The sequence below is a fragment of the Janibacter melonis genome (genome assembly GCF_020567375.1).
Lineage (GTDB): Bacteria > Actinomycetota > Actinomycetes > Actinomycetales > Dermatophilaceae > Marihabitans > Marihabitans melonis.
In genome coordinates, this window is record NZ_JAJBZM010000003.1 from 94,733 (window position 1) to 106,553 (window position 11,821).

Below are 11,821 nucleotides of genomic sequence, written 5' to 3' on the forward strand. Positions count from 1 at the left end.
GAGTCACCGGCGGTGGCGTGTCCGAGCGGCCTAAGGAGCGCGCCTCGAAAGCGCGTGTGGGTTCACGCCCACCGTGGGTTCAAATCCCACCGCCACCGCCAGCACCGCCGAAGCCCGGTGGACCATCACGGTCCACCGGGCTTCGTCGTGCCGCAGGAGCGGCGGAGGGGTTGGGGGGGGGGAAGTCCTCGGGTGGCGGCTCAGGGAGCGGGGTGACGGATGGGGTGCGCCAGGGCACACCCGACAGGTGCGACCGGCCGACTACACCTAGGCGTCGGACGGGTTGGTCACGTACCCGACGACGAGGTCGCCGAGCATCTTGCGCATCCGTTCGCGGTGCTCCGGTGCCACGGGGTTGTGCTGGAAGATCCAGTCGAAGGTGTACTGGTTGGAGACCCTGAAGAAGCTGAAGCTCGTGATGGTGAAGTGCAGGTCGACGGCGTCGACGCCGTGGCGGAAGACCCCCTCGTCGAGCCCTCGCTCGACGATGCGGTTGAGCAGTGCCAGTGCGGGGGCGGCCAGGTCGCCTCGGGCCCCCGATGTGCGCAGGTGCTCGGCCTGCAGGATGTTCTCCCCGGCCATCAGCCGGATGAAGTCCGGGTGCTGCTCGTGGTAGTCGAAGGTCAGCTCGGCCACCCTGCGGAGCGCTGAGACGGGGTCGAGGTCGTCGACGTGGACGAGCTGCTCCTCGGCGCGCAAGGCCTTGATCGAGGTCTCGAGGACGGTGCGGTAGAGGGCTTCCTTGTCGCCGAAGTAGTAGTAGATCATCTTCTTCGTCGTCTGCGTCCGGTGCGCGATGTCGTCCATCCGGGCCCCGGAGAACCCCTTGTCCGCGAACTCCTGGGTGGCCACCTTGAGGATGTCAGCGCGCACGTCATGGCGCTTCTGACTGCCTCGTCTGCGTGCCTGGGTCGTGTCCGTCAACGTCGTCTCCGTCGCTCGTGGCGCATGCGCTGTTGACGCCGCCTCTCCGTGTGATCACCGGTTGGTGACTATGGCCAGAGATCATACGGGCTGGTCCGATCTCTGCTTCCGGACCATACAACGCGGGACCGCAGCTGGTCGATGGTGCGCGCCAGATCGGCTCCCTCTGCCAGATCTGGCGTCGATGCTCGCCGACTGCACGAGAAGTTCCATTCAACAAAAATCATGTCCCTAGGTCATGGACACGACGCTTCGAGCCGCGTTAGTGTCGCCGTCGTTCACCAAATGGTGAACAGACGCGATCATCACTCGCACCCACGGTCTGCCCACGACGTCAGATGCGCGCTCTCACCATCGAGACCCGCGACGGCGCCGCCGCAGGCGTCAGGTGACGTTGCAGAGAGGCTCGAGATGAGAGACACGACTGAGCTGGCGCCGGCACCGGCGGCGCCTCCCGCAGACGCGGTGAGCACCCGGGCGCCGAGCCCACCCCGACGTCGGCGCGCCCGGTCGTGGGCACGAGCGCCCATGGTGATGTCGGTGGTCGGGATCACCGCACTGCTGGCGCTGTGGGAGGCGGTGGTCCGGGTCTTCGACGTCCCCGGCTACCTGCTCGTCGGGCCGTGGGCGGCGGTCACCGAGCTCACCTCCGATCCCAGCTACTTCTGGGAGCACAGCCTGATGACGCTGCAGGCCTCCGTCCTCGGCTTCGTGCTCGGCGCACTGCTCGGCGTCGGCTTCGGGGTGGCCCTGTACTACGTCCCCGCGATCCGCCACGTGCTCTACCCCTCGCTCATCGCGATCAACACCGTGCCGAAGGTCGCACTGGCGCCGCTCTTCATCGTGTGGTTCGGCTTCGGCCTGGAGAGCAAGGTCTTCGTCGCGCTGACCATCGCCTTCTTCCCCCTGGTCATCAGCACCTTCGACGGCCTGGCCTCCGTGCCCTCCGAGCTGCGTGAGCTCGCGCGGATCAACCGGGCCTCGACGTGGGACCAGATGCGCAAGATCGAGCTCATCCACTCGCTCCCCTCGATCTTCACCGGGATGAAGATCTCGATCTCCATGGCCGTCGGGGGCGCCGTCGTCGGTGAGTTCATCGCCGGCAACTCGGGGCTGGGCTACGTGGTCCTGGTCGCCAACAGCCAGGTCGCCCTCGGCACGATGTTCGCCGCCTTCATCTGCCTGGCGGTGATGTCGCTCGTCCTCTTCATGGTCGTCGACGTCCTCGGACGACTCCTCCTGCCGTGGAACGTCGCCACCTCCAAGTAGCCCGTCACCACCTCCCGCACCACTTCCCACATCTCACGATCGGACGAACGACGCCATGACACACCGAAAGATGCTCCTCACAGCGGCAGCTCTGTCGCTGGCCCTGCCGCTCGCCGCCTGCGGCGGCTCGGGGGAGTCTTCCGCCTCCGGCGAGAAGGTCACCTTCATGATGGACGTGGGCCTGCTGCCCAAGCACGCCCTCTTCTACGCCGCGGTCGACCACGGCTTCTACGAGGATGCCGGCTTCGACGTCGAGATCCTCCCCGGCACGGGCTCGAAGGACACGTCCCTGGCCGTCTCGACCGGGCGAGCCGACTTCGGGTTCGCTGACTTCGGGCAGTCGGTCCTGGCACGCTCCGAAGGGGCGGGGGTCACCCAGCTCGGCCTCATCCAGTCCGAGACCGCGTACGCCACCGTCACCACCTCCAAGAGTGGGATCGACGACTGGGACGACCTCGTCGGCAAGAAGGTCGCCACCGAGGCCGGTGGGGCGATGACCGCGATGTGGCCCCTGGCCGCCGAGCGGGCCGGGCTGGACAAGGACGACGTCGAGGTCGTCGCGTCCAGCGGGCAGGCCAAGATCACCGGCCTCCTGACCGGGCAGTGGGACGCCACGCTCGCCTTCTACATCTCCGACGCACCGGTCCTCATCGCCCAGGGCGAGAAGCCCGTGGTCCTCAAGTGGAGCGACCTCGACATCTCGATGTACGGCAACGGGCTCATCACCTCGGACAAGGCCGTCGCGGACGACCCCGAGCGCGTCAAGGCCTTCGTCGGGGCGACGATGCGGGGCGTGACCTGGGCCTGCAAGAACCAGGACCAGGCCGTGCAGTCCCTCATGGACAGCGTGCGGGAGATGGACTCCAAGGCCGCCACGGCCGGTGTGGAGCAGGCCTGCGGACTGCTGTGGCCCAAGGACGCCCCGGACGGGGCGAGCCTGGGGTCGATGGACGACGAGGGAGCCGAGCACGTCTTCGACCTCGTCGGCACCTACCTCGACGTCGACTCCACCGACATCTCGACCGCGGACGTCTACACCAACGAATTCCTGCCCGAGATCACCACCCAGACCCAGATCGAGGAGCCGAAGCAGTGAGCCCGCACACGAGCACAACGAACGTCTCCACCGAGACGGCGACGAAGGACAGCACGCCGGTCATCGAGCTCCGCGACATCGGCATGACCTACTCGAGCCGCCGCGAGAGCAACACGGTGCTCAAGGGCTGCAACCTCACGATCGGGCGCGGCGAGTTCGTCTCCGTCGTCGGCCAGTCCGGAGGTGGCAAGACCACCCTGCTGCGCATCATCTCCGGCCTGCTCGAGCCCACCGAGGGGAGCGTCGAGGTCCACGGGCGCCCCGTCCGAGACTCCCTCAACGAGCTCGCGATGGTGTTCCAGAAGCCGGTCCTGCTGCCCTGGCGCGACAACCTCGCCAACGTCCTGCTCCCCATGGAGTTCCGCGGCAAGGTCACCGCCGAGATGCGCGAGCACGCTCATGAACTGCTCGACATGGCCGGTCTGAAGGACGCGGCACGACGCCACCCCTACGAGCTCAGCGGAGGCATGCAGCAGCGGGTGGCGATCTGCCGTGCGCTGGTCTCCAACCCCGAGATCATGCTCATGGACGAACCCTTCGGCGCCCTCGACGCGATGACGCGCGACACCATGAACCTCGAGCTGCTGCGCATCTGGCGCGAGACGCGGCGCAGCGTCCTCTTCGTCACCCACAGCGTCTCCGAGGCGGTCTTCCTCAGCAACCGCGTGGTCGTCGTCGGCGAACGCCCCGGACGCATCATCGCCGACATCGCCATCGACCTGCCCCAGCCGCGGACGAAGGCCCAGCGCTACACACCGGAGTTCTACGAGTACGAGCAGGAGATCTCCGCTCTTATCGGCGCCAGCGAGTCCATCGCCTGATCTGCCACCGCCGGCCCGTACCCACCACCGACCCGTACCCACCACCACGGCGCGGTGCAGCCGCAGCGCGCACTGCACCAGCCACCTCACCACCTCGACGACGAAGGAGCGCTGACATGCGCCTCATCTCCGACCTCGCCTACCTGCGCGAGCACTACGGCTTCGACCCCATCAGCGACCTGCTCATCCCCAACATCCGGCTCGACGCACCGAAGATGGCCACCCCCGTCATCGCCCGGTCCGACGACGGCGACGAGCACGTCCTGACCCGCCAGCAGGAGCTCGGCAACCTCCTCGCCCAGGGCATCCCCTCCGAGCAGATCACGCTCTTCGAGGGCTACGTGACCCTCGACCCCAGCCTGCGCCAGCGCTCCTCCGCTGCGAGCTTCGCCGCTGCCGTCGCGGAGCTGGCGCCCTCCGGGCCGGTGCACGTGGACGCCGGCTTCCCGTGGTCGCGCTACCTCGCGCTCGCCGCTGAGCGAGACGTCGAGGTCGACCCCCGCGACGATGCCGAGGCCTACCTGCACGGCGCGTACGTCGCGCACACCCTCGATGCGGACTCCGTCCTGCAGACCTTCGCCCGCCTCCGAGCGGCCGGCCCCGAGGTCGCCGCGCGCGTCATCTCCGCGGTGCCCCACCTCGCCGGCCTCGCCGAGGAGTTCGTCACCGACGTCGACACCCGCTTCTCAGCCCTGGAGAAGCTCGCCGCCGAGCTGGGGATCACCGCTCTGCTGTCCTCGGCCCCGCCGAACTTCTCCGAGCTCACCGCCACACCGCCTGCCCCGGGCACCTACGTGCTGTGGGTCCGCGACACCGGCCAGCTGCACGTCCTGACCCCCGACGAGACCTACGGGGTCGAAGGACGCCCCGCAGGCCGCTTCGACGACCTCGCGGCCGCCGTCACCGCTCTGGCCGGAGACGGTGCGCTCGGTGTCGAGGAGCACTGGCTCGACACCGACATCGCCCAGCGCCTGAGCGCCGGGGGCCGCGTGCTCATCGCCGGGTCGATGGCGCTCGGGGCGTGGCGAGACCACCGCGACGCAGAGGACCTCCCCTTCCAGATCATCGCCGCGCGTGCCAGCCGCTACTGCATCGAGGGCTCCCTCGCCTACGCCCGCGAGCAGCTCGACACCGTCGGGCAGGTCAGCGAACGAGAGGTGCACCGCCGCTACCGCGAGCTCATCCACGAGTTCCGGATCGAGCACGACATCCCCTTCGGGATCGAGCCCTTCTTCGTCAACCTCCACGCGTCCGACCGCAGCCTCTACCCCGGGCCTCCGACCGATCACCTCATCACCTCGACGACCGGGTCGGTCAAGCTCGACGCCGGTCTGAAGGTCACCGCCTCCGGCGTCGTGCTGGCGACCTCCGACATGGCGCGCAGCCTGCTGACCACCGACGAAGGTCGCGAGGGGTACGAGTTCTTTCTCAAGGTCGTGCGCGAGGACATCATCTCCACGCTGGAGGCCGGGCGCCTGTGCGATCAGGTCCACGCCGACGCCGTGAGCGCGATCCTCGACAACCGCGACCGCCTGATCGACCTCGAGCTGCTCGACCCTGAGATCGACTTCGCGGCCGAGTACCGCAAGCGGAACGTCGGCCACCTCATGGGCAAGCAGGAGTCCTTCGGGATCGAGTTCAAGCCCGGGCACGACATCGCGCTGCCCGCCCGCTCGCTCGGAGCCGCGGAGATCCAGTGGGCCTTCGGCCGGTACGGCATCGGCGCCGAGGACATGTGGTACCTCGGCCGCGACCGCACCTACATCACCTCGATGTGAGCGAGGACGACATGACGACCGACACCACCCCCCACCAGCAGCTCCGAGCACTCGGTCTGGAGCTGCCGGACCTGCCCGCGCCGGCGTACGCCTACGTGCCCACCACCCGGGTGGATGACCTGCTCTACGTCTCCGGGCAGATCTCGCGCACCGCCGACGGTCGCACCCTGACCGGGAGGCTGGGCGAGACCTCGAGCGTCGAGGAGGGGGTCGAGGCCGCCCGAATCTGCGCCCTCAACCTGCTCGCACGCATCGACGCGAGCGTCGGCCTCGACGCCGTGCAGCAGGTCCTCAAGCTCAACGGGTACGTCTCGAGCGCCGGCGACTTCTACCAGCAGCCGACCGTCATCGACGGAGCCTCCCAGCTCCTCGTCGACGTCCTCGGGCAGGCCGGCACGCACGCACGGACCGCGCTCGCGGCCCCGGTGCTCCCCGCGAACGCGCTCGTCGAGATCGAGGCAGTCGTCGCCGTCCGACCTGCCGACCGCTAGGTCGGCGCGTACCCCGGGTGGTGACGACCACCCGTGCTCGAGGGTGGCTGCAGCTCCGCGTGACACCGGCGCAGCAACCCCGAGCGCCCGGGGGGACCGGCGACTCCGCTCGACCGGTCTCCCTCGGGAGGAAGGTGCCGCCTCAGGATGCATCTCCTGAGGCGGCACAGCCCTGTCGGGGAGACGACGTCCACGGCTCTCGACCGAGATCGTCCGGCGTGCCAGCAGGACCGGCGTGCGCAGGGGAGCGCCGAGCCCTACGCTCCGCAGACACCCCCTCCTGATCGGAGCGGCAATGTCGACCTCATTGCTCAGGCACCCCGACGGCACTCTGTGTCGTCGACGAGTCCTGGCAGTCGTCCTCGGGCTGGTCTTCCTCAGCGTGGTCGCCGCCGGGGCGGCGGGCTACGTCTCCGGCCCGCTCTACTGGGGGCTGTACGTCGCTCCCGTCGCGGTGCAGGTGGTGCTGCCCTCCTGCCGCAAGCACGGGACCGAGGCCGCCTAGGTCGCCTCTAACGCCGACGAAGCCCGGTAGACCGTCGTGGTCCACCGGGCTTCGTCGGCGGCGAAAGGGGGCGGGCGATCTCGTCAGCGGCGGCGGCCGCTCATCGCGACCAGGTGATGCGCTCGCGCCGCCTGTCGTTCATCGCGGGACCTCGCCTCATCCGTGTCGGGCCTGACTCAGCCCCGGACGACGCGGCGCACCACGGCGCCGGCGCCCAGGAGGAGCCCGCCGACGAGCACGAGCCCGCCGACCGGGCTGCGGTCGAGCGAGCCGCCGTCGGTCTGGACCACGGCGGGCACACGGGGGGCCTCGTCAGCCGGGTCGACCGTGCCCGGCGCGCCGTCGACGTCCACCGGGGTGACCGGCGGCGTCGGCTCTGACGTCGCGTTGTCGCAGAACTCGACATAGATCATCCCTTCCCCGAAGAAGAACTCCCCGGAGTCGAAGCCGTCGATGATCACCCCCAGCTCGCTGATCAGCTGCAGCTCCTGGTCGGTGATGACGTAGTCGTCCGGATCCGCGACTCGGCCGCCGAGTGCTCGGGGGAGCTTCTTCAAGGCGCTCTTGACGGACTTCTCCGTCAACCTGGTCCCCGTCGCAGAGCTCTTGCGCTCGCCCTCCTCGAGATCGCCGGTGAGCCACGGGCTCGCCGCGCGCGAGTCCACACCGAACCATTCGTACTCGCCCTCAACCATCGTGAGAGTCGACGTAGCTCCAGGCGCAAGGGTCTCCTCGATGTAACCCGTCGGCTCCCAGCTGGACCAGTCATTGAGCGTGACGGTTACCTCGCTGCTTGACGGGTTGGTGAGGGTCAGACTCTCGCACTCGTCGCTCCTCACCTCGACGGACGGCTGCTCCACCTGCGGGCAGCCGGCGGCGTCAACAGTCACCACAACCGTGGTGGGAGTGTCTGTCGCGAGCACGTAGCCCTCGTCCGCGGTCACATCGAGCTTCACGGATACCTCGTCATCCCAGATCGCGAAGGGGTCCTCTTCAGAACCGCTGGAGGCCAGGGCCACGAGCGCGCCGGGCAGCTCGACCCCCTCCGGGAGGATGACCCGCTCTCGCTCTGCGGTGAAGGAGTAGGTCACGCCCTCCGTCTCCGGGATGAGGACAGTGTCCTGGCTGATACCGCAGGTCTGGTCCGAGACGACGGGTGTGGCCGCCGTGACGGGCACCGGGTCGGCGGCGTGGGCGGCGGCGACCGGCGCCCCGAGCGTCAGCCCCGAGAAGGCGATGAGCGTGGCGGCAGTTCGGGTGCGCGAGGGCATGAGGAGGTCTCCGGAGGGGACAGGCCGTGGCGGGCGAAGGGGGGTGGCGGGGCTCAACCTAGACGGTCCAGGACGATCTGACAGGCCGTCCTGAACTATTGCTCCGAATCGGTACCGACGCGGAGCCAGCCCCGGTCCGACGACGGCGTCGCGGCCCGCCCGGCCGGCCGCCCGGCCGCCATGATGGACCCGTGATGACCCTGCGGCCCGACCTCCCCTCCGCCCTGCGACGGGCGGCCACGGAGCAGCCCGCACCGGGGGTGGCGGGCTGGCTCACGGCACCGCCGCCGAGGACCCATCACGTCGAGCGCGTCCAGCCGCTGCCGGCCGGCGCGGACGTCGACCGCTGCGCCGATGCCCTCATGTCCTGGGGGATGCACCACGACGCCGGGCTGCAGGTCCTCGCCGACCGTGAGGTGGAGCTCGGCGCGACGGTCGTCCTCGGTCTGCGGCTCGGCCCCGTCGTCGCCGTCTCGCCCTGCCGCGTCACCTCCGTCGTGCGCGAGGACGGGCGCGTCGGCTTCGAGTACACGACCCTGCCCGGCCACCCCGAGACCGGGGTCGAGCGCTTCGAGGTCGTGCGCGACGAGCACGGCGCACGCGTCGAGATCTCCGCCGTGAGCCGGCCCGCCTTCGTCGGGAGCCGGGTCGCCCCCTTCGTCTCCCGTCGGGTGCAGGCCGCGATCACCGACCGCTACCTCGCGGCCGCGCTCGCGGCGGCCACCGGCCGGTAGGGCCGGGGAGGGCTCCCCTTCGCGCGGCCGGGGCCGCTCTGGTTGGGTGGGGCCATGCGCGCACGAGCCACCGGATCCCTCCTGGCCCTCGCCCTGACGACCGCGGCGCTCGCCGGCTGCCAGGTCGACACGTGGTCGGAGAAGTGCACGACCGACACCCAGCTGCGCAGCTGCGAGATCTCCGTCTCGGGCAGCAAGTTCAACGACCTGCCCTTCCCCGTCTCCGGACCGGTCCTCGGCAGCGTCGGCGACCGCTTCCGGCTCGAGTCGGCCGCTGAAGGGGGAGCCGCCACCTTCTCCGCCGGGGGCACCGAGGGCGGCACCTACACCTGCGAGCAGGGGCAGAGCGTCTCCGTCGGGGACAGCTCGGTCGAGTGCCGCGCCGTGGGCGACGGCTCGCTCGACTTCACCATCAGCCGCGTGCGCTGACCCCGGCGCTCTCAGCAGCGGCGGGCGACGGACAGCGGCTCGAGGTCCTCGAAGTCCTTGCCGACGACGACGTCGATGATCGAGCGCACGCGCTTGTCGCGGACCTTCTGCATCGCGCCGGCGTGCCGCCCGACGACCTTGACCTTCGGGGCGCCCTTGTCGCCGTAGCGGATGAGCCCGACCCCGCCGACGCGCCCACCGTGGTAGTTCTCGATCTTGCGGATCTGGAAGCCACGCTTGCGCAGGTCGCGCGCGACCGATGCCGCGAGCCCGTCTCGGCCGGTGCCGTTGTAGACGTTGAGGACGACGTCCTTCGGGTGGATCGCGCACACCGAGCTCGTCGACGCCGACGCGCCCGGCTGGCGACGGCCCTCCTCGTCGGCGCGGATGTAGCTCATCGCGTACCAGAAGGCGAAGAAGAGCAGGAGGAGCACGACGAGCACCGTGACGAAGGTGCGTCGCCCCTGCGACCGACCCCGGTCGGCCTCCTCGTGGTCCCCCCGCGCCATCGTCAGCCCTCGAGCTCCAGCACCCGTGCGTGGATCGTCGGGCGCTGCTGCAGCGCGGCGCGCACCGCGCGATGCAGCCCGTCCTCGAGGAAGAGCCGGTCTCGCCAGGACACGACGTGCGGGAAGAGGTCGCCGTAGAAGGTCGAGTCCTCGGCGAGCAGGTTGTGCAGGTCCAGCGAGCTGCGCGTCGTCGTCAGCAGGTCCAGACGGATCATCCGCGGCGGGATCTGCGCCCAGTCGCGGGCGGAGTCGTACCCGTGGTCGGGGTACGGGCGCGAGTCGCCCACGGCCTTGAAGATCACGCCGCCACGATAGGGGCACGACCCGTCAGCGCCCACCCGGGGCGGGGCGCCGTGACCGACTCGTCACCACCCCTTCGCCCGCCGCCGTGTCCTACGCTCGGGCGGGTGACGACGACGCCGCTCCTCGACCAGATCCGCGCCGGCTACACCTTCGACGGGCCGGTGCTCGAGCTCGGCGCCGCCGTCGTCGACGGCGCGACCCATGCCGACACCCCCGTGCGCATCCCGCTGTCGGTGCTCAACCGTCACGGGCTGGTCGCGGGCGCGACCGGCACCGGCAAGACCAAGACGCTTCAGGTCATGGCCGAGCAGCTCGCGGCCCAGGGCGTCCCCGTCTTCCTCGCCGACATCAAGGGCGACCTCTCCGGTCTGGCGAGCCCGGGCGAAGGGGGAGAGAAGCTCACCTCGCGCGCGGCGGAGGTCGGGCAGACGTGGACCGCAGCGGGCTTCCCCACCGAGTTCCTCTCGCTCGGCGGCATGGGCAAGGGCATCCCCGTGCGCACGACGATCACGTCCTTCGGGCCGACGCTGCTCAGCAAGGTCCTCGGGCTCAACGACACCCAGGAGTCGAGCCTCGGCCTCGTCTTCCACTACGCGGACAAGCAGGGCCTGGCGCTGCTCGACCTCAAGGACCTGCGGGCGGTCATCACCCACCTCACGTCCGACGAGGGCAAGGAGGAGCTGAAGTCTCTCGGCGGCCTGTCGAAGGCCACGGCCGGGGTCATCCTGCGCAACCTCATCGCCTTCGAGGACCAGGGCGCCGACGTCTTCTTCGGCGAGCCCGAGCTCGACACGGCCGACCTCCTGCGGGTCGCGCCGGACGGCCGCGGGATGGTCACCTGCCTCGAGCTGCCCGCGGTGCAGGACCGCCCCCAGCTCTTCTCGACCTTCCTCATGTGGATGCTCGCCGACCTCTTCCACGACCTGCCCGAGGTCGGCGACGTCGACAAGCCCAAGCTCGTCTTCTTCTTCGACGAGGCGCACCTGCTCTTCGACGACGCGTCCAAGCCCTTCCTCGACGCGATCGAGCAGACGGTGCGGCTCATCCGCAGCAAGGGCGTCGGCGTCTTCTTCGTCACCCAGAGCCCGAAGGACGTGCCCTCGGGCGTGCTCGCCCAGCTCGGCAACCGTGTGCAGCACGCGCTGCGCGCCTTCACGCCGGAGGACAGCAAGGCGCTCAAGGCCGCGGTCTCGACCTACCCCCACACCGAGTACGACCTCGCCGAGCTGCTGACGACGCTCGGCACCGGCGAGGCCGTCGTCACCGTGCTCTCCGAGCGGGGCGCTCCCACCCCCGTCGCGTGGACGAAGATGCGCGCGCCCGAGTCGCTCATGGCTCCCAGCGCCGAGGGCGTCGTCGACGGCGCGATCGCCGGCTCGGCCCTCGCCCCGAAGTACGCCGAGCCGGTCGACCGGGAGTCGGCCTACGAGCTGCTCGCCGCCCGCCTGACGAAGGCGCCGACCCCCGAGCAGGCGCCGGCGCCGGCTCCCACCCAGCCGCCGGCGCCGCAGGGCGCCCCGCCGGCACCCGCACCCCGGGGCCGGGCGCCCAAGGAGCAGCCCGGGGTGGTCGAGCAGGTCGTGCAGTCCTCGGCCTTCCGCTCCGCGCTGCGCTCGGCCGGCACCGTCATCGGGCGCGAGATCACCCGCTCCCTCTTCGGCACCTCGCGCCGCCGCCGCTGACGGCCGAGG

At 70.2% G+C, this 11,821-nt stretch carries 13 protein-coding genes and 1 tRNA gene; 10 read left to right on the plus strand and 4 right to left on the minus strand.

All coding sequences use genetic code 11. The annotated features are described in order from the left end of the window. Positions 1-11 precede the first annotated feature (11 nt). Positions 12-101, plus strand: a tRNA-Ser gene (locus LIV55_RS12515). Positions 102-267: 166 nt separating this feature from the next. On the opposite strand, the gene LIV55_RS12520 is transcribed toward LIV55_RS12515, so the two are convergent. Continuing rightward, the gene (locus tag LIV55_RS12520; RefSeq protein WP_229300436.1) at positions 268-873 is read right to left on the minus strand and encodes a TetR/AcrR family transcriptional regulator; all 606 of its coding nucleotides are present in this window, start codon (positions 871-873) and stop codon (positions 268-270) included. Between the two features lie 579 nt (positions 874-1,452). Between LIV55_RS12520 and LIV55_RS12525 the strand changes: the two genes are divergently transcribed. From LIV55_RS12525 to LIV55_RS16980, 6 genes are all read left to right on the plus strand, one after another. Then, the gene (locus LIV55_RS12525) at positions 1,453-2,193 is read left to right on the plus strand and encodes an ABC transporter permease (RefSeq protein WP_229300437.1); all 741 of its coding nucleotides are present in this window, start codon (positions 1,453-1,455) and stop codon (positions 2,191-2,193) included. A 55-nt stretch (positions 2,194-2,248) separates the two neighbouring features. Continuing rightward, a complete protein-coding gene (locus LIV55_RS12530; protein WP_229300438.1) occupies positions 2,249-3,289 on the plus strand; it encodes an ABC transporter substrate-binding protein in 1,041 nt (346 codons plus the stop codon). Beyond that, the gene (locus tag LIV55_RS12535; RefSeq protein WP_229300439.1) at positions 3,286-4,110 is read left to right on the plus strand and encodes an ABC transporter ATP-binding protein; all 825 of its coding nucleotides are present in this window, start codon (positions 3,286-3,288) and stop codon (positions 4,108-4,110) included. The genes LIV55_RS12530 and LIV55_RS12535 overlap by 4 nt, the downstream gene beginning before the upstream one ends. Before the next feature lie 116 nt (positions 4,111-4,226). Further along, complete coding sequence (locus LIV55_RS12540; protein ID WP_229300440.1) at positions 4,227-5,888, plus strand: Xaa-Pro aminopeptidase; 1,662 nt, start codon at positions 4,227-4,229, stop codon at positions 5,886-5,888. Positions 5,889-5,899: 11 nt separating this feature from the next. Continuing rightward, positions 5,900-6,379, plus strand: a complete 480-nt coding sequence (locus tag LIV55_RS12545) for a RidA family protein (protein ID WP_229300441.1) — start codon at positions 5,900-5,902, stop codon at positions 6,377-6,379. A 382-nt stretch (positions 6,380-6,761) separates the two neighbouring features. After that, positions 6,762-6,884, plus strand: a complete 123-nt coding sequence (locus tag LIV55_RS16980; protein ID WP_267493007.1) for a hypothetical protein — start codon at positions 6,762-6,764, stop codon at positions 6,882-6,884. Positions 6,885-7,060: 176 nt separating this feature from the next. Here the strand turns inward: LIV55_RS16980 and LIV55_RS12550 are convergent, their stop codons facing one another. After that, positions 7,061-8,155, minus strand: a complete 1,095-nt coding sequence (locus LIV55_RS12550; RefSeq protein WP_229300442.1) for a hypothetical protein — start codon at positions 8,153-8,155, stop codon at positions 7,061-7,063. Positions 8,156-8,349: 194 nt separating this feature from the next. On the opposite strand from LIV55_RS12550, the gene LIV55_RS12555 reads away from it, so the two are divergent. Together LIV55_RS12555 and LIV55_RS12560 are read left to right on the plus strand one after the other, a co-directional pair. Beyond that, positions 8,350-8,889, plus strand: a complete 540-nt coding sequence (locus LIV55_RS12555) for a DUF1990 domain-containing protein (protein ID WP_191565065.1) — start codon at positions 8,350-8,352, stop codon at positions 8,887-8,889. A 54-nt stretch (positions 8,890-8,943) separates the two neighbouring features. Then, positions 8,944-9,318 (plus strand): hypothetical protein, encoded by a 375-nt coding sequence (locus tag LIV55_RS12560; protein ID WP_191565064.1) that lies wholly within the window; start codon positions 8,944-8,946, stop codon positions 9,316-9,318. Between the two features lie 11 nt (positions 9,319-9,329). Here the strand turns inward: LIV55_RS12560 and LIV55_RS12565 are convergent, their stop codons facing one another. After that, positions 9,330-9,827, minus strand: a complete 498-nt coding sequence (locus LIV55_RS12565) for a LytR C-terminal domain-containing protein (protein ID WP_229300443.1) — start codon at positions 9,825-9,827, stop codon at positions 9,330-9,332. 2 nt (positions 9,828-9,829) lie between these two features. Continuing rightward, positions 9,830-10,129: a type II toxin-antitoxin system VapB family antitoxin gene (locus LIV55_RS12570; RefSeq protein WP_068272770.1), complete on the minus strand. Its 300-nt coding sequence runs from the start codon at positions 10,127-10,129 to the stop codon at positions 9,830-9,832. Between the two features lie 105 nt (positions 10,130-10,234). Here LIV55_RS12570 and LIV55_RS12575 point away from each other — a divergent pair, with 105 nt between their 5' ends. Further along, positions 10,235-11,812 (plus strand): helicase HerA-like domain-containing protein, encoded by a 1,578-nt coding sequence (locus LIV55_RS12575; RefSeq protein ID WP_068272773.1) that lies wholly within the window; start codon positions 10,235-10,237, stop codon positions 11,810-11,812. Positions 11,813-11,821 lie beyond the last annotated feature (9 nt).

What these genes read in the sequence shown, in the direction of transcription:
- LIV55_RS12530 (WP_229300438.1), top strand. Translation starts at nt 2,249, where the DNA reads ATGACACACCGAAAGATGCTCCTCACAGCGGCAGCTCTGTCGCTGGCC.
- LIV55_RS12550 (WP_229300442.1), bottom strand. Translation starts at nt 8,155, where the DNA reads ATGCCCTCGCGCACCCGAACTGCCGCCACGCTCATCGCCTTCTCGGGG.
- LIV55_RS12545 (WP_229300441.1), top strand. Translation starts at nt 5,900, where the DNA reads ATGACGACCGACACCACCCCCCACCAGCAGCTCCGAGCACTCGGTCTG.
- LIV55_RS12565 (WP_229300443.1), bottom strand. Translation starts at nt 9,827, where the DNA reads ATGGCGCGGGGGGACCACGAGGAGGCCGACCGGGGTCGGTCGCAGGGG.
- LIV55_RS12555 (WP_191565065.1), top strand. Translation starts at nt 8,350, where the DNA reads ATGACCCTGCGGCCCGACCTCCCCTCCGCCCTGCGACGGGCGGCCACG.
- LIV55_RS12560 (WP_191565064.1), top strand. Translation starts at nt 8,944, where the DNA reads ATGCGCGCACGAGCCACCGGATCCCTCCTGGCCCTCGCCCTGACGACC.
- LIV55_RS12525 (WP_229300437.1), top strand. Translation starts at nt 1,453, where the DNA reads ATGGTGATGTCGGTGGTCGGGATCACCGCACTGCTGGCGCTGTGGGAG.
- LIV55_RS12540 (WP_229300440.1), top strand. Translation starts at nt 4,227, where the DNA reads ATGCGCCTCATCTCCGACCTCGCCTACCTGCGCGAGCACTACGGCTTC.